This is a genomic window from Acinetobacter sp. ACZLY 512 (assembly GCF_023614015.1).
Lineage (GTDB): Bacteria > Pseudomonadota > Gammaproteobacteria > Pseudomonadales > Moraxellaceae > Acinetobacter > Acinetobacter soli.
On the sequence record NZ_JAKIVI010000002.1, the window covers coordinates 302,920 to 328,153 of the forward strand.

General features: G+C 40.0%; 24 protein-coding genes and 1 pseudogene. 6 read left to right on the forward strand and 19 right to left on the reverse strand.

The window, feature by feature from the left end; all coding sequences use genetic code 11:
* Positions 1-16: 16 nt before the first annotated feature.
* Complete coding sequence (locus L2096_RS03840; protein ID WP_250364904.1) at positions 17-844, forward strand: ABC transporter substrate-binding protein; 828 nt, start codon at positions 17-19, stop codon at positions 842-844.
* A gap of 466 nt (positions 845-1,310) precedes the next feature.
* On the opposite strand, the gene L2096_RS03845 is transcribed toward L2096_RS03840, so the two are convergent.
* Positions 1,311-1,862, reverse strand: a complete 552-nt coding sequence (locus L2096_RS03845; RefSeq protein WP_250364905.1) for a TetR/AcrR family transcriptional regulator — start codon at positions 1,860-1,862, stop codon at positions 1,311-1,313.
* 295 nt (positions 1,863-2,157) lie between these two features.
* On the opposite strand from L2096_RS03845, the gene L2096_RS03850 reads away from it, so the two are divergent.
* Positions 2,158-3,003, forward strand: a complete 846-nt coding sequence (locus tag L2096_RS03850; RefSeq protein ID WP_250364906.1) for a hypothetical protein — start codon at positions 2,158-2,160, stop codon at positions 3,001-3,003.
* Between the two features lie 247 nt (positions 3,004-3,250).
* Here L2096_RS03850 and L2096_RS03855 read toward each other — a convergent pair whose 3' ends face one another.
* The 4 genes from L2096_RS03855 to L2096_RS03870 form a co-directional block, all read right to left on the reverse strand.
* Positions 3,251-4,525, reverse strand: coding sequence for a flavin-containing monooxygenase (locus L2096_RS03855; protein WP_250364907.1), 1,275 nt, complete (start codon positions 4,523-4,525; stop codon positions 3,251-3,253).
* A gap of 527 nt (positions 4,526-5,052) precedes the next feature.
* The gene (locus L2096_RS03860) at positions 5,053-5,196 is read right to left on the reverse strand and encodes a hypothetical protein (RefSeq protein WP_250364908.1); all 144 of its coding nucleotides are present in this window, start codon (positions 5,194-5,196) and stop codon (positions 5,053-5,055) included.
* Positions 5,197-5,333: 137 nt separating this feature from the next.
* Positions 5,334-5,570, reverse strand: a complete 237-nt coding sequence (locus L2096_RS03865; protein WP_250364909.1) for a phytanoyl-CoA dioxygenase family protein — start codon at positions 5,568-5,570, stop codon at positions 5,334-5,336.
* A gap of 127 nt (positions 5,571-5,697) precedes the next feature.
* Entirely contained in the window at positions 5,698-6,858 is a 1,161-nt protein-coding gene (locus tag L2096_RS03870; protein ID WP_250364910.1) for a hypothetical protein, read from the reverse strand.
* A 315-nt stretch (positions 6,859-7,173) separates the two neighbouring features.
* On the opposite strand from L2096_RS03870, the gene L2096_RS03875 reads away from it, so the two are divergent.
* A complete protein-coding gene (locus tag L2096_RS03875) occupies positions 7,174-7,899 on the forward strand; it encodes a class II aldolase and adducin N-terminal domain-containing protein (protein ID WP_250364911.1) in 726 nt (241 codons plus the stop codon).
* 77 nt (positions 7,900-7,976) lie between these two features.
* Here the strand turns inward: L2096_RS03875 and L2096_RS03880 are convergent, their stop codons facing one another.
* The 8 genes and pseudogenes from L2096_RS03880 to L2096_RS03915 form a co-directional block, all read right to left on the reverse strand.
* A complete protein-coding gene (locus tag L2096_RS03880) occupies positions 7,977-8,846 on the reverse strand; it encodes a phytanoyl-CoA dioxygenase family protein (RefSeq protein ID WP_208476719.1) in 870 nt (289 codons plus the stop codon).
* 26 nt (positions 8,847-8,872) lie between these two features.
* The gene (locus L2096_RS03885; RefSeq protein ID WP_151764340.1) at positions 8,873-9,715 is read right to left on the reverse strand and encodes an ABC transporter substrate-binding protein; all 843 of its coding nucleotides are present in this window, start codon (positions 9,713-9,715) and stop codon (positions 8,873-8,875) included.
* Positions 9,716-9,911: 196 nt separating this feature from the next.
* Positions 9,912-10,673: an amino acid ABC transporter ATP-binding protein gene (locus L2096_RS16130; RefSeq protein WP_250364953.1), complete on the reverse strand. Its 762-nt coding sequence runs from the start codon at positions 10,671-10,673 to the stop codon at positions 9,912-9,914.
* A 105-nt stretch (positions 10,674-10,778) separates the two neighbouring features.
* A pseudogene (locus L2096_RS16135) lies at positions 10,779-11,456 on the reverse strand (amino acid ABC transporter permease); the annotation flags it as partial.
* Positions 11,457-11,691: 235 nt separating this feature from the next.
* A complete protein-coding gene (gene argE / locus L2096_RS03900; RefSeq protein ID WP_250364912.1) occupies positions 11,692-12,831 on the reverse strand; it encodes an acetylornithine deacetylase in 1,140 nt (379 codons plus the stop codon).
* The gene (locus L2096_RS03905) at positions 12,832-13,818 is read right to left on the reverse strand and encodes a LysR family transcriptional regulator (protein WP_151764343.1); all 987 of its coding nucleotides are present in this window, start codon (positions 13,816-13,818) and stop codon (positions 12,832-12,834) included.
* 36 nt (positions 13,819-13,854) lie between these two features.
* Positions 13,855-14,526, reverse strand: coding sequence for a DUF1028 domain-containing protein (locus tag L2096_RS03910; RefSeq protein WP_171493582.1), 672 nt, complete (start codon positions 14,524-14,526; stop codon positions 13,855-13,857).
* Positions 14,527-14,540: 14 nt separating this feature from the next.
* Positions 14,541-14,960, reverse strand: coding sequence for a RidA family protein (locus L2096_RS03915; protein WP_250364913.1), 420 nt, complete (start codon positions 14,958-14,960; stop codon positions 14,541-14,543).
* A 257-nt stretch (positions 14,961-15,217) separates the two neighbouring features.
* Here L2096_RS03915 and L2096_RS03920 point away from each other — a divergent pair, with 257 nt between their 5' ends.
* The gene (locus L2096_RS03920; RefSeq protein WP_151764346.1) at positions 15,218-16,183 is read left to right on the forward strand and encodes an NAD(P)-dependent oxidoreductase; all 966 of its coding nucleotides are present in this window, start codon (positions 15,218-15,220) and stop codon (positions 16,181-16,183) included.
* A gap of 109 nt (positions 16,184-16,292) precedes the next feature.
* Positions 16,293-17,507, forward strand: a complete 1,215-nt coding sequence (locus L2096_RS03925; protein WP_250364914.1) for an amino acid aminotransferase — start codon at positions 16,293-16,295, stop codon at positions 17,505-17,507.
* 59 nt (positions 17,508-17,566) lie between these two features.
* Here L2096_RS03925 and L2096_RS03930 read toward each other — a convergent pair whose 3' ends face one another.
* The 3 genes from L2096_RS03930 to prfB form a co-directional block, all read right to left on the reverse strand.
* Entirely contained in the window at positions 17,567-18,637 is a 1,071-nt protein-coding gene (locus tag L2096_RS03930) for an alkene reductase (protein WP_250364915.1), read from the reverse strand.
* Positions 18,638-18,659: 22 nt separating this feature from the next.
* The gene (locus L2096_RS03935) at positions 18,660-18,959 is read right to left on the reverse strand and encodes an ArsR/SmtB family transcription factor (RefSeq protein ID WP_004933957.1); all 300 of its coding nucleotides are present in this window, start codon (positions 18,957-18,959) and stop codon (positions 18,660-18,662) included.
* A 159-nt stretch (positions 18,960-19,118) separates the two neighbouring features.
* Positions 19,119-20,214, reverse strand: a protein-coding gene (gene prfB, locus L2096_RS03940) for a peptide chain release factor 2 (protein WP_119690053.1) whose coding sequence is annotated in 2 segments (ribosomal slippage) — positions 19,119-20,141 and positions 20,143-20,214 — 1,095 coding nt in all. Because the reading frame shifts where the segments join, the coding sequence is not laid out codon by codon here.
* A 446-nt stretch (positions 20,215-20,660) separates the two neighbouring features.
* Here prfB and L2096_RS03945 point away from each other — a divergent pair.
* Entirely contained in the window at positions 20,661-21,434 is a 774-nt protein-coding gene (locus L2096_RS03945; RefSeq protein WP_104123983.1) for a putative porin, read from the forward strand.
* A 47-nt stretch (positions 21,435-21,481) separates the two neighbouring features.
* Here L2096_RS03945 and recJ read toward each other — a convergent pair whose 3' ends face one another.
* From recJ to glmM, 3 genes are read right to left on the reverse strand one after another with little or no spacing between them, the layout of a single operon-like run.
* Positions 21,482-23,188 carry a single-stranded-DNA-specific exonuclease RecJ gene (recJ, locus tag L2096_RS03950; protein ID WP_250364954.1) on the reverse strand — a complete coding sequence of 569 codons (1,707 nt, stop codon included), beginning with the start codon at positions 23,186-23,188 and terminating at the stop codon, positions 21,482-21,484.
* Complete coding sequence (pdxH, locus tag L2096_RS03955) at positions 23,188-23,844, reverse strand: pyridoxamine 5'-phosphate oxidase (RefSeq protein ID WP_004933945.1); 657 nt, start codon at positions 23,842-23,844, stop codon at positions 23,188-23,190. The genes recJ and pdxH overlap by 1 nt, the downstream gene beginning before the upstream one ends.
* Before the next feature lie 11 nt (positions 23,845-23,855).
* Entirely contained in the window at positions 23,856-25,190 is a 1,335-nt protein-coding gene (gene glmM, locus L2096_RS03960; RefSeq protein WP_004933937.1) for a phosphoglucosamine mutase, read from the reverse strand.
* Between the last annotated feature and the right edge of the window lie 44 nt (positions 25,191-25,234).

Sequence of the window (25,234 nt, forward strand, 5' to 3'; positions counted from 1 at the left end):
CAAGTGAGATAAAGTCATGTTAAACATAACTTCCAAACTTCTTCATGCTGTTAGTCTTGTGATCTTAACCAGTTCAATAGTCGCCTGCTCATCTTCTGACAACAATCCAAAAGAGAACTCTACGTCAGAAGGACAAAAGCAAACATTACGTATTGGATCGGATCTTACTTATCCACCCTTTGCTTATTTTAAAGACAATCAACCAGCAGGTTTTGATATTGAATTTGTCAAATTATTAACCCAATCCACCCAATTTCAACCCGAGTTTATGGATACGCGCTTTGCCAACCTCATTCCTGGCTTGAATAGCAAAAAATTTGAGGTGATTGCTTCTGCTTTATATATTACGCCTGAACGTGAGAAACAGGTTAATTTTATTCCTTACGCTAAAGTCGGTGGCGTATTGATAGCCAGATTAAATGAAAATTTTGTGCCTCAGCAACCTGAAGACTTATGCGGAAAAATAGTCGGATCGATTAAAGGGGCATCATGGATTCCAAGATTGGAGAAAGTCTCTGAAGAGTATTGTTTGGTAAATCACAAAGAGCCCATCCATATTCGTGAATTTGAAACCTCACCAGAAGCGCTTCAGTCATTATTGTCTAAATCCACGGACGTACAATTTGAAAATTCAGTTGTGGCTAAAAATCTGATTGAGAAAGTAAAAAATAAGACTTTCGTTTCATCAAAAGATATTTTATATCCAGAAGTAATTGGATTGGCGATTCGTAAAGATGATAAAGCGACGTTCGAAGTTCTATCAACCGCACTACAGGAGTTAAAGAAACATGATGATTATCAAAAGTTACTTGATCAAAATGGATTGAGAGCACCTAGTTCCTAAGTCCCATCAATATATGACTAAGTAAAATAACTGTGAGTACTAGTATCTCCAACCACACCAAGATTTTAGTATAACTGTTCTTTTAATTGCTTATTGGTTTTTAATATTAGTGGCTGTATGAGATAAGACATAATTATAGATGTCTCTTGTTCAGCCAGCTTGGCCTTTTTATCAATACCATCGATAGTCTAATGGCTAACAGTAATAAAATTATAGCTCTAACTCACCGTATGATTTCATTAGACTACTACAACTTTAAACTAAGCCTATTTTTTCCTTTAAACTAATAAATCTCTTTATAACAATAAAAATTACCTTGAAAAATTTTTACAACGCTATATTCCCCCTACTGTATCAGTAACGATGAGTTAGACGGATTTCATACCTAATAAGTTTAGCGCTATTACATAACTGATGACTATAGTCTCTCTTTTCAAATCGATTTTTATCATAGATTCTGTTTTTATTATTTTAATTCAAAACTAATAATTTTCAAAATATACTCCCAGTGAGTATGTGAATCCATAGTCGAATTATCAACCTTACTTTGAATAGTCATTCCATCTAGAATAAAAATAAATATATCACTCACAGATGAGTTATTTATTTCCATTCTCTCTAGAATAATCGAAATTGTTTCATGCAACCATTTTCTATAGTTAATAATAGGTTCAATAACTGAAGGATATTTTGTCAATGTATCCAACATAGCTTTTTGAAACATACATCCACAAAAGTCGTCTGCATTAAACCAATCGATATGCCAATCATAAATTTTTTTTAATTGAGCCAAAGGTTGCTCTTGACTTTCAAGCTCTAATAATATCTTAGATTTTAAACTTGAAGACCTAAATAGTAAACATTCATAAATCAGACTTTCTTTTGAAGGGAAGTATTTATAAAAAGTCATTTTTGCGACATTAGATTCCTCGATAATTCTATCAATACCAACAGTAGAGTAATTATAGGTATTAAATAAGCATAATGCTGTTTCTAAAATCTGATCTTTCTTAGACATCAATTTTTACCTTTCAACACTATCAGATTTGGACTTAATTTCTTGGATTATATATAAAATTATATTTTTTTGAAACAAAATTTATTTTAAATAAAATATAAGATTTTTATAATAATGATTATCAATACTAATTAAGCATTTGTGGCTTCGTGTTACTTCTATAAAAAATTTAATTGAGGATTAAAAAGTACAATAAGATAATACGTAAATTTTGTCTTGTTTTAGTTGCACATTTGAGCGATATTACTCATGCTGTTAACTGTAAAATTATTGACTTAAGATTAAAGAGATGGTTATGCATCAGAACTCAATTAATTTGGATGATCCTAGACAAAATGCTATTTTGAGTATGAAAGAGTCGATTCCTGCAACATCATGGGATAATAATACTAATTTTCTTAAGTCTCTTCGTGAGAGAATCACAAATCATCGAGTTTCTAATCATCCTGCAATTCAAATCTTAAAAAGTGGCCAGCTCAACATTGAGCAGTTAAAACATGTTCATTTAGAATATCGTCATGCAATTGTTCAGATTTTTACAGATGCATTACTTATGGCACAATTTCAATCTAAGCAATTAGAGCCTTTATTGAACTCTGGTTCTAAAATGGCAGCAAGATTCTTACTGAGCTTAAATGTATTAGACGAATTTGGTTTTAAACCAGGTCTAAGTGAAAGTGGATATTATATTGGACATCCTGACCATGCTCATTATCCACTTTACGAAAAACTTCTAGATTCTTTAGATATAACTGAAGACGATAGAAAGAGTTATGCTCCATCTACTATTTCTGATCAAGTAAGACGCTATCTTGAAAATACATATAATTGCTATTTATCTGTAACAGCTTTACTCGCAGTTGCTGAAGAAGAAGTTATCTTATTTAGTCCAGCACTACGTGAAGCGGTGAAAGCGATTGGTAGATCTGTTGATAGTGGCTATTATTATGTTCATGGAGTATCTGATGATGAGTTTGCTGAAGCTGCGGACGATGATCACGAAGATGATTTATGGTTTATTTTAACTCAGGCATGCTCTGAAGAAAATTATGAATATCTGTCCAAAATATGTACTGAATATTGTGAATTGTGGTGCAAATTCTGGGATTATCAAATGAAAAACTGGGACTACAATATTTAAGTTTATTATCCAAAAATCAATTAATTTCTTAGATTTTTACAAATAATTGGGCATAAATTTAGATTTATGCCCAATTATTTCAAAAAGTATTCTTCACCAAAAACCAGCATTTTTACCAAAAAATAGATTCTTGAAAGACGGGGAACAAAGCTATCAGTTGAGTTATTACACCAAACTTACCACTCTAGACCTTCATTTTTTAAATCCAAGACTTATCCGTGATTCAAGTTAAGTTAAACCTACACCATCAAGCACTATGGTCGAGTGAATCTTTGTCGGTTTGATAGTCCAAATAAGATCGTTGAATTTGGATATGATCAGCAATATGTTTTGCATCATACCAGACCCCCCAAATGAAGCTCGAACCTCGACCTGTCAGATAAGGTAACCCCAGAAAGTAAACACCACGCTCATCAGAAATGCCCTGTTTGTGTACAGGCCGACCTTGATCATTGAAAGTGTTGACTTGTAGCCAGCCATAATCCAGACCAAACCCCGATGCCCAAATCACGGTTGTAATGTTGGCTTGTTTAAGGTTAAGCTCCAGAATAGGATCCGTTACACATGATGGATCTGGAAGAATCTCACGGGCATGATGCTCTAAAGGTAGATTCAGCTCATTTTGACGTACATATTCATCAGCACTGTCTAAAAATTTAAGGAGCGTTTTATCGCCATCTTTTAGATTTTGCTGTAAATCATTTTGGAAATAAATTTTATCGCCTTCAAAAGATTGAGTCATACCCAATAAAGTAATTCCCTCATTTGCCAATAGGCGAAAGTCAATATTAACTCCTCCTCGAGCACCACTTACGGCTAGACCTTTCAGCGGACTATTATCGGGTTTCATATAATCCCAGCCGCCTAATACCCCTAACCACCAGACATTATCACGATTACGATAATGACGTGGCGGACGCTCATGTGGTCCAACAGATAAATAAACTTTCCGGCCAGAACGATTGATTTCATCTGCAATTTGTACGCCAGAAGAACCTGAACCAATGACCAATACATTTCCTTCTGGCAAGTCCTGTGGATTACGATATTGATCGGAATGAATTTGATAAAAATCAGGCTGTTTGGGTGCAATTGACGGAATAATTGCTTTTTGGAAAGCACCTGTTGCTACCACAATACGCTGGGTTTGAATCACGCCTTGAGTGGTTTCGACAGTAAATCCTTTTTTATGCTTATTTTTATAGGCTTTGGTGACTTCAACTCCCGTTTCAATCGGTGCACTAAATTGCTTTGCATATTTCTCAAAATATTCAGCAACTTGGTCATGATGAATAAAACTATCCTGATCGGCATCAAAGGTCATATTGGGAAAACGATCATGCCAGCATGGACCATTGGCAACTAATGAATCCCAGCGTCTACTTCTCCACGCTTCTGCGATACGATTCTTTTCAATGACAAGATGGGAAATCCCTAATGCTGTTAGATGCTCGCTCATGGCAACGCCTGCTTGACCTGCACCAACCACGACAGTATCAACTTGAATATGATCTAATTTCATCTTTGCGTTCCTTTACAAGATAGCTCTTTTGATTACCTTGTATTGTTTTTGAATGCAGCTTCACTTTTTCATCAAATACCTTGATGAAATGTATAAGAAACTAACTACGATGATTTCAATATAATAAGCTGCTACCTAAAGTGAAAATCATATAAGCAGAACGCTTGAATCGAAAAAAACGAATTAATCGATCTCATTAAATTAAATCGATGAGATGTTTAGTCGCTCGATTTTCTGATTAACTCTATGCGACCCGATTCATACTTGTAGCTGGGCTATAGAACTCAGGTTTTCATAAAGATTCATACCGTATCAGTTAGATTAAGTATTGAATATGCTTGAGATTAAGTAAAAAAGTGTATTGAAACGAAATAATATATTTATAAAATTTAGTTGGTTATTTAAGTATGAATTTCAATCGAACTATTATGATCTTTTAACCCATTTAAATAAATCATTTTTAATATAAATACGAAAACCAATCTCAAGAAAAATAAGATTGGCTATATGCAGCGAACTAGGCTTTTTTAAAGTGTGGGAATAAACGGAAATTCATCTATCGGTAGTGCATCGCCTGTTTTTAAAATTAAATTTAAATACGGATACTCAGGTGAGGTCTTGCCCCCCCGAATCACATAAATCGCGTCATCTACTAACCAACGAAACGACACGGCACGTCTGGCATGTTCGCTAGATAAATTACCAGGTGCGCCATGAATGGTGTGATTTTTGATGAATTGGGACTTTTAACCAGTACATGTTCATGAAATACACGGACATCACGAGATCGCATCAAACTTTTTGCAATCTACCCAACTGGACTTTGATAAACAAATTCGTAAAAAGGTTGGATTCGTTGCCAATTACAGTAATCAGCCCAAAAACGATTTTCTGGCTGATCAGGCGTGTAGTCTCGAAAGCTTGGACTAGGTTGCTGCTCATTTAGCTCGACACCATGGCGCAAAAGTGTAACCCAGTCTTTAAATAAGCCACGAATCACGGTCGCACCGTCACGCGAAAACATTTTTTGTTCAGTCTGTAGCATACGTTCGTACTCCAATAATTCAGGAATTAAAACAATCGATACACTTAAATAAAGGCTAGATCTGTTTTGAAGTTATGCATTAAGCCTGCGATAGACTTAATGCAAAAGATGGAACGGCTTAGGACATTTAGAAATGATAAATCATTTGTAAGTTCAGGAGATTATTTCGTCCAGTTGCATCACCAGCAGCATAGGATTGATCTGTACCACCAATCAGGAAGTCATTTTTACCCATGATATATTCTGTAATAAACGTCAATTTCTTATAATCTATCGACATCCCCAAAATATTACGTTCAGAATCTTTGAATTCCGATACTGATTTCTGATATTTGCTATACATTCCATACAAGGTGATCGCATCTAATTTGCCAACATGCTCAAATTTATAACTCAGGTCTGCGGTGTAAAAATTACCTTTATTCGCCACCAGATAATTGTCATCAAATGAGCCCATCACAGAAGTATGAGGATTTATCGGATCTTTATTATCCACCTTGTTTTGTCCACCCACTAAACTTAAAGTTAACTGGTCATAGCTCATCGATGTAAATACAGACCAAGCTTTACGACTCCCCTCTAGTCCATTGGTTTTATTTTCAATATCAGACACCCAATATGAGGCACCGACTGAACTTTTCCAGTGTTGATCATGCAATGGCAAATCTTGGCGAACACGGCCTACCCACATATTTTTTTCTTTTAAATACGTCTGATTACTATTTTCAGGTTGTACATAGTTGGATGTATAACGGCTTGAATCCTGACTACTTCCATGATAACTACCACCATCACGATTGAAGTAAGCCAAATCAATTGTCGTCGATGGCGTCGCTTTAAACGTATAACTAGCACCTAAGTTGTGCACATCTTCTAGACCAATTTGTGTAACAACGCCGCCATAGTTATTACTTTCCCAAAATCGTGCTGGCCCAAAGGGAACCGTTTGTAAACCGATCTGAACCTGATTTTGTTCATTAAACTTATAGCCGATATAGCTATCGACCAGAGGTGCGAAATCACACAATTTGGCAAATTGATAACAGCGATATTCCACATGACCAAAAATATGGGGTGAGGCATAATCTAAATTGATACGTGCCGCATCAAACGTCAATTTATGATCGTTTGAAGACCAGTCTTTATCCTGATATTTAGCTCTTAAAAATCCTGATACAGACAATTCACCTAGATCAGATTTAGAATCCCCCACACTTAAATCTGCTGCATTTACTGACATGGCAAATGCCATGCTTAATGCTGTACACAATAACGTTTTCTTTGACATCGTTTTCCCCATGAAACTCTATGATGTATGAAACACAGATATTGAATTGAACTCTGTCAATCCTAAATTACTTCGGCATATAGTTCTCAATGTCTGCATCTGTAAGTGGTTGTAAGTTATACTTTTGTATGAAGTTAGATTTACTCTCACTTTCAATTCCATTCACAAAAAATTTAATGCGCTTAACACAAGTTATACGTGAGATCTTTTCAGAAAGTAATTTTGAAATTCCTAGCCATTAATCCAAAAAAAGCGATGCAAAAGTTCGAGTAAAAAGTCATAGACTTTCAATTAAATTAATCGTGAGATGAATCAATGTTAAATGAACAACAAATTCGAATAGACTTAGCAGCAGCCTTTCGTGCATGTGCAAAATTGGGTTTACATGAAGGTGTTGCCAATCACTTTAGTGCGGCAGTTTCAGAGGATGGAAAGAAATTTCTTCTCAATCCGAAATGGATGCATTTTTCTCGCATTAAAGCCAGTGATTTGGTTTTAGTTGATGCAGATGACCCACAAAGTTTTAATCGGGGCGAGATTGATTCAACTGCATGGACCATTCATGGTCAGATTCATAGCATGCGTCCAGACATTCGTGTGGTTATGCATTTACACCCTATTTATACCACTACACTTTCATGTTTAAAGAATCCCACCATTTTACCTATAGATCAAAATAGTGCGCGTTACTTTCAACGTGTGGCTTATGATTTTAACTATTCAGGTATGGCCGACCAGCGCGCGGAAGGTCAACGTTTGACGCAACTACTTCAAGACAAAAGTCGTTTATTGATGGGAAATCATGGTGTGATTGTCAGTTCACATAAGATCGGCATTGCATTTGATGACATGTACACCATAGAGCGTGCAAGTCAACTTCTAGTCAATGCTTATGCAACAGGACAAGCGCTCAGTATTCTAGATGATCATATCGCTGAAAAAACGGCAAAAGACTGGGAGAAAATTGATGATTATTCTCAGGCACATTTTGAAGAGATGAAAATGATTTTAATGAAAGAAGATCCGAGTTTTATGGATTAAAGGTTTTAAATAGAGTTAAATCGAAGCTTGCTTCGATTTAACTTATGCTTAGATGGTGAAAGCTTTGCATTGTTTATTTAGTTCATTTCCAAGCCAGCTTGTTGTACAAAAAATGACGCGCCCTTTGGTTTTTGTGGAAGCTTAAGCTGATTTGGTGTCATACGAACAGTTCCACTTAAATCACCATAGACCAGATGACCTTCATGCTCACTTGGCAACGGATTATCAGATAATGGCATTGCATCTTCAGCAGCGTAAACTGCAATATATAAATAACGTGGTAATGCGGTCAGATTAGCACCAGAAGCATGCAACAATCGTGTATGCATAAAACAGACTGATCCTGCTGGGCCAATGCAAGACTCATAATTCTGACACTGTTGTGCCTCTATTTCTGCTTCGACCTTTCCTGTGAAACGCCCATCCTGCCAATGATCGTAGATAGGTCCTTGATGACTTCCTGAAATCACCTGTAAAGGGCCATTATCTTGAGTTACTTCTCCTACCATGAGTAACGCTGTGATCATGTCATCATTGGTATGTGGGGTAAAAGGAAAATCTTGATGCCATTTTACAGTGGTACTGGTATGTGGCAATTTCGCGTTAATTTTACTATGGTGAAATTTGGTTCCATTTCCACCAATAAGCTGCCCAGCCATTTCTGCCATTTTCGACTCGAGAGCCGTTTTGTAATACGCCTCAGAAATTTCTGTCGGTGAACTGACCCGTCGTAAAGAGGGGTGCTCAGGGCGATGATCCGCTGGATCGATATCGAATCTTGAACGACCATCTATGGTTGTTCCCCAAGGTTGGTCATATTGACAACTTTCTTTCACCCAAGCCTCTAGCTGTTGACGCAACTGGTTCAGTTCATCTTGCTGGATTACATTTTCTACAACTAAATATCCATTTTGATGAAATTGCTGGATTTGTTCTTGAGTTAGCATTCAATTTATCCTCTTAGTATCGGGCATTATTTCATTAATTTCGCAATATCATCTGCCGTAGGCTCTTTTAGGCCATGTGCAGCCAGAATCTTTTGGTAATCGCCAGAAGCCTTGATTTTATTTAAACCATCTTCAATTTTTTTATAAGTTTCAGTGTCACCTTTACGAATACCAATTCCACCTAAAATTGGATAGAACTCTTCGGTAGACGTTATTTTCACCTTGCTGCCTAAATTATTGACTGCATTGGCCATCACTGCTGCATCGTCATACTGAATATCAACAGCATGCGCAAGAAGCGCTTGAGTAGTTTGAGGTGAAGTTTCAAATTCTCTAACCTTAATAGCTGACTTACCTTGAGCCACGCAGCGTTTTTCAGAAATCTCCTGTATCTGTATTGCAAACGTTGTACCTTTCATTGTTCCAACCACTTTTCCACATAGGTCATTTGGTCCTTTTGGATTTAAAGTGGAATCACCGCGAACTAATAATGAAATATCAGTTTTGTAATATGGGATCATGTCAATTTGTTGTAAACGCTCTTTGGTGATATACATCGAAGAAAACAACACATCAAATTTTTTACTTTTCAGACCAGGGATGAGATTCGCCCATCGGGTATCGATCCAGTTCGGTTCATAAGAACCATCTAGCTGCGCCATTTTGGCCATAATTTCGACATCGACTCCTTTAGGTTTTCCGTCTTCTAAATATTCATAAGGCGGAAAGGTCATATCTGAACCTAGGTTTAATGTTGTTTTTTTGGTCGTCTCTTGCGAAGTATGGCTTTGATCCGTGCCTTTAGAACACGCAGTCAGTATTAAACTACTTACCAGCAAACTTACTGTAAATACCCCTTTCATTTTCATATCTTTTCACCTGAGTTATGTAATCACCTAAGATCCAATATAGGTGATTTTTCGTATTTGATAATTTGTATTTACTGATCTAGTTCTTAATAAAATCTTAATCCAATCTATTGCTACACAAATCAAAAAAAAGCCATTAAGAAAAATGGCTCTTTTATAAAAATAGGCTTAGAAATGTTTTCGGATAACACAATTGTTAAGCTTTATTCATAAACTGCTTTAAGCGTTCGTTGGATGAATTTAGTAAATTTTCTGGAGTATCTTCAGCTACAACATAACCGTTTTCCATAAACATGACTCTATCTGAAACTTTAAAAGCAAAACTCATTTCATGTGTCACAATAATCATGGTCAGGCCTTCTTGAGCAAGCTCCTCAATTACTTTCAACACTTCGTTAACCAGTTCAGGATCCAGCGCAGAAGTCGGCTCATCAAATAGAATAATTGATGGTTTCATCGCAAGTGCACGTGCGATTGCAACACGCTGTTGTTGCCCACCAGAGAGTTGATGAGGATACTTATAGGCATGCTGTTTCATTCCTACCTTATCTAACATCGCCAAAGCCGTAACTTTATTCTCTAAGGTACTACCCATTTTGTGATAATTGGGTGCCAGCATGACATTTTCTAGAATTGTTTTATGTGGAAATAAATTGAAGCTTTGAAACACCATCCCGACACGCACAATCTGGTTTTTATATTCAGGCGAGTCTTCGGTGAGCACATGATCTTTAAGGAACGGTTGACCGAGCAAATGAACCGTTCCACGATTTAAAGACTCAAGACCGTTTAGTGTCCGGATAAAAGTGGTTTTACCCGATCCTGATGGACCAATAATCGAAATCACTTCTCCCCAGCGCACTTTCAGATCAATTCCTTTAAGTACCTCATGATCGCCATATGACTTATGTATATCTGTTGCTTCAAGTGCATACTCCCCCTGGCGTTCAGGTAGGATTGCTTTACGGGCACTAATTGATGCATTGGAAATATTAGGCAACTTATTTAAAGGATCAAGCTCATTTAATAAGCCTGGCTTTCGATGGGTGACATCAATTTTATGCTCGAACCATTGAATTAACCAGCCAAATACCGTCACAATTAAAACGTAATAAAAGGCAACCGCCAGCATGGTTTCAAGGACTAGAAAATTTCGTGTATAAAGTTGTTGGCCAACCAATAAAATTTCAGTCAGCGAGATGACCGAAACTAGAGAAGTCGTTTTTACAATCGATACATATTCATTGGCTAAAGAAGGAAGTGCCACGCGAAATGCTTGAGGTATCACGATCAAGCGCTGAACACCCAAATATTTCATGCCCAATGCTTTGCCTGCTTCAATTTGGCCTTTGGTAATTGAAGTCAGACCACCACGATGAATTTCAGCAATATAGGCCGCCTCACTCAGAGTCATGGCAATTAAACCTGCTAAAAAGGGCGATGCTAAAACCACGCTTGAAGCAGGAAAAATTTGTGGCAAGTTATAGACAAAAACTAGTAATACCAAAAGAGGAAGGCTTCTAAAAAACCAGATATATGTACCGCTCATCCATGCGATAGGCTTAAATCTGGATTGCTTTGCAAAGGCTAAAACAAAACCGAATAGAATTCCAATGAACCAAACCAAAATACTCAGCTCAATGACTGTCCAAGTTGCCATCCAAAAATTTTTGTTTAACAATAACCCTAAGGTATATGTCCAATCAAAATCCATACGGTACCTCTGCACTAAAATACTCATTTAATTACTTTTGTTATAGCGGAAATTGGCACAATAAGTAATTTTGAAAAAGTGAAGTAAGCCTATTAAAAATTTAAAGCGATGACTAAACCCAGTGCAGATAAGTATTTCCTGTCTTGTGAAAAAATAAGACAGTACCGACATATTCAAATGAAGATATCGGCACAATGAATTTATAAAAATAGAACGTCCAGAAAGATCATGCTGTCTGACAGCATGATTCAGAGCTGATGGTTTAGACCGTAATGGTTGTCACTAATTTTTCCAAAAATATTTCACATTGTTGCAACTGTGCCAGTGAGACATATTCGTTTGGTTTATGCGCCACTGCGATATCCCCTGGTCCACAAACAATCACTGGACAATTCATGGTATTTTGAAACAGGCCACCTTCTGTCCCAAACGAAATATTAGTCTGTGTCGTATCGACAGGAAGAAATTGCTGAATAAATTCAACCGCCTGTACAGTCGGTGAGGTTTTTAGTCCTGGATATTGATTCACTTGCTTAATTTCAATATGCGATTGATACTCTTCACTAATTTTATCAAAGATCAATTTTTGAATTTTTGCACTACTATCCTCAGCCAAGTTCCGGATTTCATAATCTACAACACATTGATTTGGAACAATATTCAAAGCTGTTCCCCCTGCAATCTTTCCCACATGAATAGTCGTATAAGGGATGTCATAACCTTGATCCTGCTGCCCTTGTAACGCGATGTACTGCTGAGTTTGCTGTAAGGATTGAATCAGATGACCTGCAACATGAATTGCATTAATAAAGCGCGGCGCCAAGGCGGAGTGCCCTTCTTCACCACAGCAATGCGCCTGATAAACAGTTTTACCTTTATGTGCCAGTGCCATCTGCATCATGGTTGGCTCACCAATGACACATGCCAGCGGAGGCATTAAAGTTTCAGATAAATGTTCCAGAATTCCTCTTACACCAATACAGCCAATTTCTTCATCATAAGAAATACATAACTGTAACGGTCTTTTCAGCTGATACTGTGAAGCATCCAACATTGCATTGATGGCGCAGGCCAAAAAACCTTTCATATCTGCTGTACCACGACCATACACATGGCCATCTTTAACTACAGCATTAAAAGCAGGTGTATCCCATTGTTGTCCCGTCACTGGAACCACATCAGAATGCCCCGAAAGTAAAATACCAGCTTCAGTTTCTGGACCTGTACTGGCAAATAGATTGGCTTTGGTTCTGTCTTGGTTGAAGTTAAGCTGCACATTGATTTGGTTTGCTTCAAAGATCTGCTTTACGTAATCAATCAGTTCGAGATTACTTTTATAAGATGTCGTATCAAATGCAATTAACCGTTCTAATAACGCTAAACTTCTCATCTGCTTATTCATTTACTCAGGTCCCTGAACATCGAATGCATGAGATTTAATATGTGGGTCAAAGAAATGAGCATCCGTCATGCCTGAAATATAATGATTGGAAATAAAAGCACGACAGCGGCTAATAAATGCCTGCGCGACTGTGTTTAATGTGGCATTTTTTGCAGTTGCCAGACCAATATGCATAGGACGATGTGAACCAGCAATCCGCAACCGTACCAAACGTTTACCATCTAGTGAATAATTGTTTTTGGGCCTTACATTTAAAATGGTGTAGCCTAAATTATTTGCAACCATAGAGCGAACAACATCAACATGCCGAGAAGAATGAGTGACTTTGGGACTTAATTTATACTTTCTAAATAATGAAATAAAATAATCATTACTATATGGCATGTCTAAGAGCACCATCGGTAGCTCCGTTAGTTCCTCTAATGTCACTGCACTATTGTGTGCTAATGGATGAGATTCGCTAACTAAAACATGAGGCGGTAAAATCGCCAGTGATTCAAAGTTAATCAAATCCTCTTCCAGATTTAAGTCATAGGTGAGTGCCACGTCTAATTCATTACGGATTAAACGATTCATTAAGACCATTTGATCGTCTTCAGATACATTCAACGTTACATTTTTATATAAGTTACAGAATCCCTGAATGACTTCGGCATGAATCATGGGCGCAAACGCTGTAAAGCAACCGAGTTTTAAAGGCCCTCGTACTGAACCAGAAAAATCTGCAACGAGTGCGTACAGATTATCTGCCTGACTCAGAAGCACCTTGCACTCCTGCATTACCTTTTCACCAATATCGGTCAAAATTAACCCTTTGGCATGCTGACGAATAAACAGCTGTGCCTGAAGCTCTGATTCTATATGCGCAATCGCTGCTGAAATTGAAGGCGAAGAAACATGAATTTTCTCAGATGCAATAATGATGCTGCCACTTTCAGCAGTGGCAACAAAATATTGTATTTGACGTAATGAAATACGATTTAGCACGTGTTTTAAACCTTATCAATAAACACTATTAATTTATTATTCATCACCTGGAACAGCATAACTCGGAGAGTCGCTTGGATTTAATGCCCGAATAACATAATCCTCTACTTGTGGTTCATATACTTTCCATAGTTCATATAAATCATCTATAGGCGTCCCAGACCAGTCCACCCGCAAGTCGATGACGGGCCATTCCAATTTATCAACAACAAGTAGTCCAGCCGAACGAACTGGGCCTGCCTCTCCCCCTGCTTTTAAACCATGTTGAAGCGCGATCATCAGGCGTTCCGCCAAACTTCCTTTAGCCGCTTGGAATTCATCCAGCATCTGTTGAGGAACTGTTGTATTTTCTAACAAATTACCCGCACAAACAGCATCTTCACCAACACACTGCGAAGCCACGCCCAAAACATGCTGACCACTAAACACAGCAGGTGGAGCATTCAAATTAACTAATGCCAACTGGCGATATTCAATAAAATCAGTATTTTTGACCAATTCTGATATCGCATCTGCAGGCGTTATGTCGTATTTGATCATATCAAGCAAAATGTTTGCCAAGTAGGGATCGGTGATATTTTGACTTGCGGCTACACCAATACCTGCTTTGGCCTGTAAACACCGTGCAGCAACGGCTGGAGAGGAAGATGAAATAGCACCACCAAGCTGTCCAGTTTTCTTACATCGAGCAATAATTGAAAAAGTCATCGGCATGCTCCTCATTAGGGTGTATCGGGAATAACTGCAATCGCATCAATTTCGACAAGCCATTCTGGGCGTGCTAAAGCGGATACTACAATACCTGTAGACACAGGAAAAATGCCTTTAAGCCATTTACCTACAACCAGATAAACCTCTTCACGATAACGTGGATCAATGATATAAATCGTGATTTTACATATATCTTCAAGCTCTCCACCCGCTTCTTTGAGTAGCATATCAATGTTGTACATGGCCTGCTCTGCCTGACCACGAACATCACCAATACATACACTTTCAGAAGTGTCTAGATTCTGCCCAATTTGCCCACGTAAAAAAACGGTACTGCCACGCGCAACGACAGCCTGACATAAGTCATTATCGAGTTTTTGTTCTGGGTAAGTTTTTTTAGTATTGAATGTTCGAATGCGTGTATGTTTCATCACATGTGCTTCCAATTAAGTAATAAAATGAGTATCTACGATTCACCTTTAAAGGCAATTTTCGTTTTCCTTGTTAGTGATTCAAATTTTCCGTATTAATCAACGCTATTTTGGTCGCAGGTTATATTTCGTTCAGTTTGATTTATTCACGCTACTAGTTTTAGTTTTCCTACGCATTGCTTTAGAATTGTAATATTGCCTACCTGTTGTTTTTATCCTAAATTCCATCATTCATTGTTAAGATGAATGAATTTAAAATGACGACTCCATTTAAAATTACTTGCGCAGAAAAATATGTTTTAATCCAACGCGCTTTTCAATTTGATTTTCCAGCACACTATACTGAATATGATCAGTTAACTCAGCATGAATTTGAGCAGCAAGTTCATGATCAAGATGTGATTGTTATCAGTGAACTCGAAATAAATAAAATTATCCTAAAAAATAATCCAACTTTGAAATTAGTGGCACTTTGCTCAACTGGCTATAATCATATCGATCTCGCATTACTGCATCAACACGGCGTAAAAGTTTGTAATATCCGTAACTATGCTGGGGATGCTGTAGCAGAACATGCCTTTACTATGATGATGCTTTTGATCAAAAATTTTAACTTACAACTTGATGCAGTCAAAGCAGGTCTATGGTCACAAGGTTCAAGTGCATTTTATCTTGCCTCTCCCATACATGAGCTTAAAAATAAAACTTTAGTCATTTTGGGTAAAGGTGAAATTGGACAATCACTAGCGCAAAAAGCAACCGCCTTTGGTATGCATGTCATATTCAGCGAGCGAAAAGATGCATTAATGTGCCGATCTGGTTATGTGGCTTTTGAAGATGCAATTCGGCAAGCAGATATTTTATCTTTACACTGTGAACTCAACGCGCAAACCCAACATTTAATGAACACTGATACATTAGCGCAGCTCAAAAAAGGAAGTCTCTTGATTAATGTGGGTCGGGGCGAGTTAATCGATGATGTTGCCTTAATTGATGCGATTAAAAGTGGGCATTTAGCAGGTTTCGCAACTGATACATTGGATCAAGAACCACCCGCAATTGATCACCCTCTCTTACAACTCCAACAAGATTGCTCCAACGTATTAATTACAGGACATATTGCCTGGGCAACTGATGAGGCGCAGCAGCGACTATTCGAAATTTTACAGGATAATATCAACAAAAATATGCAAGGTATTGAAAAAAATCTTGTGTTAATTTAAAAATATTATTTATTTACAATAACTTATTTTGATTTATAGACACTTTAAACTCACCTACTTCACCTCAACACGGTGAGTAGTTTCAACTGTGAAAAGCAAGGATTTTATAATGTTTCAACATATCCCACCATATGCAGGCGATCCATTTTTTTCCCTTATGGAACAATTTAACACCGATCCACGCGAAGCAAAAGTTAATTTGAGCATAGGTCTTTATTATAATGAAGACAGTATCGTACCTCAGCTTGATACTATTGTTGAAGCACAAAAACGGATTGAACTTCATCAAAGCAAGGTGAAGTCATACCTACCAATGGAAGGTTTTAAACCTTACCGTGACGCAATTCAAGCCCTGCTTTTTGGAAACAATAGCTCAGCGGTTCAAAACGGACGTGCCGTGACCATTCAGACGATTGGTGGTTCAGGTGCACTCAAAGTGGGTGCCGATTTTTTAAAGAACTATTTTCCGGATTCAGAAGTCTGGGTGAGTCAACCCACTTGGGATAACCATATCGCCATTTTTAATGGTGCAGGGTTTAAAACTCACTTCTATCCTTATTTTGATGCTAAAACACATGGCCTTGATTTTAAAGGTATGTTGGCAACATTAAAGCAACTTCCAAAGCATAGTATTGTACTGCTACATCCATGCTGCCATAACCCGACTGGGGTTGATCTAGTACCTGAACAATGGGATCAAGTGATTGAAGTATTAAAGTCAGGTCATCTCATTCCGTTTCTCGACATTGCCTATCAAGGCTTTGGCGAAGGCATAGAACAAGACGCATACCCTATTCGTGCCATGGATCAATCTGGCCTAAATTTTATTATCAGTAATTCGTTCTCCAAAACCTTTTCTCTCTATGGTGAACGTGTAGGTGGTCTTACTGTAGTGTGTGATGATGTTGAAGCAGCTCAATGCACTTTTGGTCAGCTTAAAGCCACTGTTCGCCGAATTTATTCCAATCCACCGACAACAGGTGCATGGTTGGTGGATCAGGTCTTGAATGATGCCGAACTCAATCAACAGTGGCAAAACGAAGTGAAAGAGATGCGTAAACGCATTCTAAAAATGCGTGTCATTTTACGCGATCAATTAAGCAAAGCTTTACCAGATCGTAACTTTAACTATCTGATAGAACAAAAAGGCATGTTTAGCTATACGGGTCTGACTGCTGCACAAGTTGACACCCTTCGTGAAGACTATGCCATTTATCTGGTACGCAGTGGTCGTATCTGTATGGCAGGTCTTAATATGAACAATATCTATAATGTTGCCAAAGCAATCGCTGAAGTCTTAGCCACTGAAGCCATTCCTGCTTAAAAATATGCGACGCGCCATACATTTGTTAATGTATGGCGCTCTGAATAACTCACGCAAATTTAGGCGTCAAGCGTCGATTCACGTAGCGTAGGATAGTCGGTATAACCTTCTGCACCTTTGGCATACAAAGTTTCTGGATTGACATCATTCAGCGGTGCATGGTTGATTAGTCGCGTGTACAAATCAGGATTCGCGATATACGCTTTACCAAAAGATACGGCATCGGCATCGCCATTGGCCAATATACGACGCGCAGAATCTGGCGTTAGGCTTTCATTGGCAATCCATACACCACTAAATTGTTTACGCAATTCAGGCCCGATACTGTCTGTGGCTTCATATTCACGCGAAAATACAAAGGCAATTTCTCGCTCACTGAGCTGACGCATCACATAACCGAAGGTTTCAAGTGGGTTGGCATCGCCCATATCGTGCGAATCACCGCGAGGGGCAATATGTACACCAACACGTCCAGCACCCCAAACTGCAATGAATTCATCGACAATCTGCAACAGTAAACGTGCACGATTTTCGAGTGAACCACCGTATTGATCATCACGCTGATTGGTTTGCGATTGCAAGAATTGATCGACTAAATAACCATTGGCAGCATGTAATTCTACGCCGTCAAAACCAGCCAGTTTGGCCATTTCAGCCGCATGTCGGTACTGTTGAACAATCTCGTCAATTTCTTCGAGCGATAATGCGCGCGGTGTCACATAAGGACGTTTCGGACGCAATAGGCTGACATGTCCTTCTGGCTGAATCGCGCTCGGTGCAACCGGGAGATCACCATCAAGCAACTGAGGATCTGAGATCCGGCCCACATGCCAAAGTTGCGCCACGATTTTGGCGCCTTGTGCATGAATCGCCTGAATAATGGGTTGCCAAGCATGTGCTTGTTCTTCTGTCCAAAGTCCTGGTGTATCTTCATAACCGACGGCTTTAGGAGAAATCACCGTGGCTTCCGTCAAGATCAGACCTGCATTGGCACGCTGCTGATAATACTCTTTCATCAGCGCATTTGGCACTCGGCTTTCCCCACTGCGCGAGCGAGTCAGCGGCGCCATCACCAAACGGTTTTTTAATTCAAAATCACCAACTTTTAACGGAGAACTTAGTTCAGCCATCACAACCTCAGCTTACGCTCGATTAAAGCGTTTCTTTTAAATGATCGAGATATTGCTGAATCAACGCTTCGTTGCGCGAAAAATAAGACCACTGGCCATATTTCTCTACCGTAATGAGACCTGCCTGTTGTAAAACAGACAAATGATTAGACATGGTCGATTGTGACACATTGCCTAATCGCTCAATTTGCCCGGCACAAACACCCCGCTCAAAATTGCCGCATTCTTCTGCGGCCCAGTATTTTGTTGGATGCTTGAGCCATTCCAAAATCTGACGACGAGTCGGATTGGCGAGGGCTTTAAAAATTACATCGGTATCCATAAGCAAAGCTCAAAGATTAGGGCGCAAAGCGTTGTTCAACACCATACTTTACATTGTATCGTATAATTACGATATTAATATCTATTTTTATAAATATTAATATCGATTTTAATAGATATATTGTAAGCACAGGTAAACACGCTTTGCGGATGTTTACAATTACAAGCCTTGTTTCAAACTGGCTTCGATAAATTTATCCAGATCGCCGTCGAGTACAGCACCTGTATTTGAATTTTCAACACCAGTACGCAAGTCTTTAATACGTGAGTCATCCAGTACATAGGAGCGAATCTGGCTACCCCAGCCGATATCAGACTTTGAGTCTTCAAGGGCTTGTGCAGCTTCATTACGCTTTTGCATTTCAAGTTCGTACAATTTTGCACGTAACTGTTTCCATGCATGGTCACGGTTCGCATGCTGAGAACGCTGGTTCTGACAAGCCACCACAATCCCTGTCGGCGCGTGAGTCAAACGCACGGCAGAATCGGTTTTGTTAATGTGCTGTCCACCGGCACCCGATGCACGGTATGTATCGGTACGTACATCAGCTGGATTGATTTCAATTTCAATATTGTCATCAATTTCAGGTGAAACGAATACAGCACTAAACGAGGTATGACGACGGTTGCCACTGTCAAATGGCGACTTACGCACCAGACGATGTACACCAGACTCGGTACGTAACCAGCCATATGCGTACTCGCCTTCGACTCGGATAGTGGCCGATTTAATGCCCGCTACATCACCATCTGATTCTTCCATCAATTCAGCTTTAAAGCCATGACGCTCGATCCAGCGCATGTACATACGCAGTAACATGGAAGCCCAGTCTTGTGCCTCGGTACCACCCGAACCTGCCTGAATCTCGACATAACATGGGTTCGGGTCCATCGGATTGCTAAACATCCGGCGAAATTCGAGCTTGGCCAGCGCCTCTTCTGCCGCCACAAGCTCTGCATCAACATCTTCGAGCAGACTTTCGTCATCGGCTTCAACGGCAAGATCCAGCATTGCTTTAGCATCGTCGAGCTGATTGGCAAGACCATCTAAAACGTTCAGAACGTTTTCAAGCTCACCTTTTTCTTTGGCCATGGCTTGAGCACGACTTTGGTCGTTCCAGATCGCCGGATCTTCAAGCTCGCGTAAAACTTCTTCTAGACGTTCTTTTTTTAGATCGTAGTCAAAGATACCCCCGTAGTGTTTGACTACGTTCGGTTAAATCTTTTAATTGGTTCAAATACGGATTAATTTCCACGCCACAATTCCCACATTACATTCATTTATTTCGCTGTCTAGTTTAACACAGCCCGCTTCGAGAGAGAAAAACTGCGTTTTAGTCCTATAAAAAAACCCCGATTTGTTTGAAATCTAATCCCTATAAAGCGTTATGAATTTGTTTTTATAACATTAATCTAATCTTCATTATGGAGGTCTAAACTGGTGCATTTTAAATACAATTGGTCACAATATTGATGATTAATTGTGCATATTCGTGATAACTTCACAAAACCCTCTAGCTTTTAATAAAACAAAACATTTCATATTTATTATTGAATATCAAAAACTTAAAAATAATTAATTACACGAATTCCACATTATTACCGTTCGGTTACGTTGGCCTAATTGACGCACTCAAATTTTTCACTAGACTGAAAGTTGTAACAAAACATTAATTATTATTTTTTGGAGGGGAGATTTTCCATGAAAAAGTTAACTCTAGTCACAGCACTTTTGTCTTCACTCGCTTTTGTAGGAACTACTGCTCACGCTTACCAAACTGAAGTTAACGGTAACTACAATTACCTAGATCCAGATAACGGTAGCGGTGTAAGTACATTTGGTGCAAGTGGCACTTACTACTTTAATCCTGTTCAAACTCGTAACGCGCCATTAGCCGAAGCAGCATTTCTTGATCGTGCAAGTAACGTGAGTGTTGGCGGTGTATACGGCGATAATAGCGGCACTAAAAATACAAATATTGGTATTGCTGGTGAATACTATGTACCAAACAGCGACTTCTATTTAGGTGCAGGCGTTGCTCGTGAAGAAAATAAAATTAAGAATTTAAACGACACAAAAACCACCCGTTATAATGCCGAGGTAGGTTATCTTCCAGCACCAGGATTATTGGTTGCACTTGGTCTACAAGGTTATGACACAAAAAATGGTGGAGATGATGTTGATCCAACCTTACGTGCCAAATACGTTACTCAAGTTGGCCAACATGACGTAAACCTTGAAGCCCGTGGTGTGTTTGGTAACAATGACAATAAGCAATACTACGTTGCAGGCGACTACTATATCGACAAAACATTAAGTGTTGGCGCAGACTATCAGCGTGATAAGGCCCTTAATCTTGACCAATGGGGCATCACAGCTAAAAAATTCTTAAGCCAGCAAGTAAGTGTTGATGGTCGATTAGGTTTCGGCGATGACTACAATACTTATTCAGTAGGTGCATCATATCGCTTCTAAGCAATCGGTTTAGACGTATAAAAAAACTGCTCCTCGGAGCAGTTTTTTTATGTCTGATCTAAATGTAGGATACGAAGCTGCAAATTCACACTGCCGTTAAATTCGTTTCGATCTAACTCATAGACTAAATTGACAAACGGTATACTCGGATCAAATTCGAATTGATGTGCCGCATTAAAGGCAATCGCATCTATGGTTCCGTACTGATCCAGCGAGAGCTTTAGCTTTAAATGAAGTTCTTTGAGCCAGCGATAATCGAGCACCTGAAAGCGGCCTTCAAACTGTGGGTAAGGAAATTTTTGTCCCCATGGGCCTAAACGCTCAATCCAGTTTAAAGTATCGAGCTGGTGTGCAGACATCGGTAAAACGCCATCTGTCCAGAGGACCGCGTCCAGTAAAGATTCATCCATCTGAGCAACATACTGGGTAAAAATACGTTTAAACTCATCGAAATACTGTTTTTTCAGCGTTAAACCCGCCGCCGCCGCATGTCCACCAAAATGACTGACCAAATGCGGATATTGCTCAGCCACCTGCTCAATGGTATCGCGAATGTGAATACCATCGATGGAACGTGCAGAGCCCTTGATGTGCTCGCCATCGGTATCGGGTGCAAACACAATGGTTGGTCGATGAAACTGCTCTTTTAAACGCCCTGCAACAATACCAATCACGCCTTGATGCCAACTCTCTTCGAACAACACCAGCGCTGGTGGAATTTGTGTTTCATTGAGTTGAAGTGTTTCCAGATAGCCCAGTGCCTGCTGCTTCATTTCAGTTTCGACTTGACGGCGCTCTAGATTTAGCCGATTAAGTTGCTCTGCAATTGGATAAGCCGTTTTGAAATCTGGCGCCATCAGGCATTCAATTCCAATATTCATACTGTCCATCCGACCAGCAGCATTGATACGAGGCCCAAGCACAAAACCTAAATCCTGTGCTTTAAGCGTTGCAGCGTCACGCTTGGCAATCTCGAGCAAGGCTAAAATACCCGGCCGACACTGCTGTTGCTGAATGCGCTTGAGTCCTGCATCGACCAAAATCCGGTTGTTGTAATCTAGCGTCGCGACATCGGCATACGTGCCCAGCGCCACCAAATCCAGATATTGACTGATTTTGCAGCTCGATTTTTGTTGTTGCTGGCGTAAAGTACACAAATGCGCAAGTAAATAAAACGCCACGCCCACACCGGCCAAGGCTTTACTTGGAAAGGCACACTCAAGCTGATTAGGGTTGACCACCGCTTCGGCATCGGGTGGCTGTTTAGTGGTGAGGTGATGATCGGTAATAATCACCTGCATGCCTAATGCCTGCGCGCGCGCTACTCCAGCATGACTGGATATTCCGTTGTCTACAGTAATCAGTAAATCTGGTGCAAAAGTGGTTTCGGCCAGATCTGCAATTGCAGGCGTCAGCCCATAACCGTATTTAAAACGATCCGGTACGATATAATCGACATGGGCGCCCAACGCTTTGAGCACCAAACACATCAATGCCGTGCTGGTCGCACCGTCTGCATCGTAATCGCCCACAATCACAATATGCTCATGCTGATCAATCGCTGCATCGATCAACGCTGTTGCAGTGGCCAAATCTTTGAGTTCTGGCTTGAGCAAATGCCGTAACTTTAAATCCAGTTCCTGTTCGGACTGCACACCGCGGCGCGCCAAAATCTGTGCAAGAAATTCAGGCACCGCCTGAAAAGATTCTGGCGGCGTGAGTAAAGGGCGCTGCTTGATCTGAACGAAGTTCATTAAGGCATTAATCGTTGCATGATCCATTGATCATCATGCTTGTCATAGCTGATTCGATCGTGCATCCGATTACGTCGACCCTGCCAGAACTCATAGTGATCTGGCTGTACCCGATAACCGCCCCAGAAGGCTGGCTTTTCAATCTCGGCCTGATCTTGCACCTGCTCATGAAATGCCTTAAAGCGCTGTTCAAGCAATTCACGGCTTGCAATCACCCCGCTTTGCGGCGTACTTAAATGTGCTGCAATCTGGCTATCGCGTGGGCGTTTATGATAATACGCCGTCGACTCAGCCTCTGGAATCTTGACCACACTGCCACTGACACGGATCTGGCGCTCAAGACTCGGCCAGTAAAACAGTAATTCAGCAAAGGCTGATTCGGCCAAATCAAGCCCTTTTTGGCTATCGTAGTTGGTATAAAAGTCATACCCCTGTTCAGTCGCACCACGGAGTAAAACCGTTCGAACGTGCGGCCGACCAGCACGGTTACACGTCGCCAGTGACATGGCATAGGGTTCGAGGAAATTCTCTTGCAAGGCATGGTTAAACCACTGTAAAAACTGGCCATGTGGATTTGGATCCACTTGACCCTCATCTAACTGCCCTTTTTCGTAGCTTAAACGCAGCTCACTCAGATCTTTAATGGTATCTGTCATGTGAATCTCTCTTATGCAGCAGCATGTTCACGGACGCAGTCCGCTAAACGATGCGCTAGGGTCGTCACTTCTTCTTCGTTATCGCCTTCCACCATCACACGAATCACAGGTTCGGTTCCTGATTTTCGAATCAGTAAACGTCCACGTCCCTTAAGTTGTGCTTCGGCCTGATTAAACTCCTGCGCCAGTTCAGGAATCGCATACGGATCGATCATTTGATCCAGACGTACATTGACCAATACCTGTGGAAACAGCTCAAAACCAGCCACAAGTTCATGCAAGGCTTTGCCTTTTTCAACCATAACAGTCAACACTTGCAAGGCAGCAATAATGGCATCACCCGTGGTGCTCTTGTCGAGTGTCAAGATATGACCAGATGGCTCACCACCAATCACCCATTCATTTTCTTCAAGCGCCTGAAGCACATAGCGGTCACCAACTTTGGCACGCACAAACGGCACTTCGGCTTTGGCCAGTGCTAACTCGAGCGCCATATTACTCATAACTGTCCCGACAATACCTGCCGGTTTCTTTCTGGCTTGGGTCGCCAGAATATACAGAATATGATCGCCATCGACCAATTGTCCGAATTTATCCACTAAAATCACACGATCAGCATCGCCATCAAAGGCAATGCCTAGGTCGGCTTTATAATGCACCACGGCCTTTTGTAAGTTTTCTGGATGGGTCGAACCACAATGTTCATTGATGTTCATGCCCGTCGGATCGTTATACAGCGCAATCACTTTTGCACCGAGTTCACGAAACACCGATGGCCCGACATTGTAGGCAGCACCATTGGCACAATCCACCACAATGGTCAGACTGCGTAAGTCGAAATGATAGGGAAAGGTAGATTTACAAAACTCGATATAGCGACCATTAGCATCCTTCACACGGACACTTTTACCCAAATTGGCAGTATCTTCAATCAAAAGCTCATGCTCAAGCTCCTGATTGATCGCATCTTGTAAATCATCAGGCAGTTTTTTGCCTTCACCTGAAAAGAATTTAATACCGTTATCAAAATAAGGATTGTGCGATGCGGAAATCACAATACCGGCATCGGCATGTAAGGCACGTGTGAGATGTGCAATAGCAGGCGTCGGTAATGGCCCGAGTAGGTGGACATAAACACCTGCGGCGTTTAAACCGGCCTGTAAAGCAGACTCTAAAATATAGCCAGATAAACGGGTATCTTTACCTAAAACAACAATGGGTTTATGAATTGGACTTGTTCGTTTTAATACTTTTCCAGCGGCAAACCCTAACTTTAGTGCAAATTCAGGTGTGATCGGCGTTACACCGAATTTTCCACGAATGCCATCGGTTCCAAAATAACTCATTTTTGACTCACTTTTCATTTTATGGTGACGCCACCATCCATGTG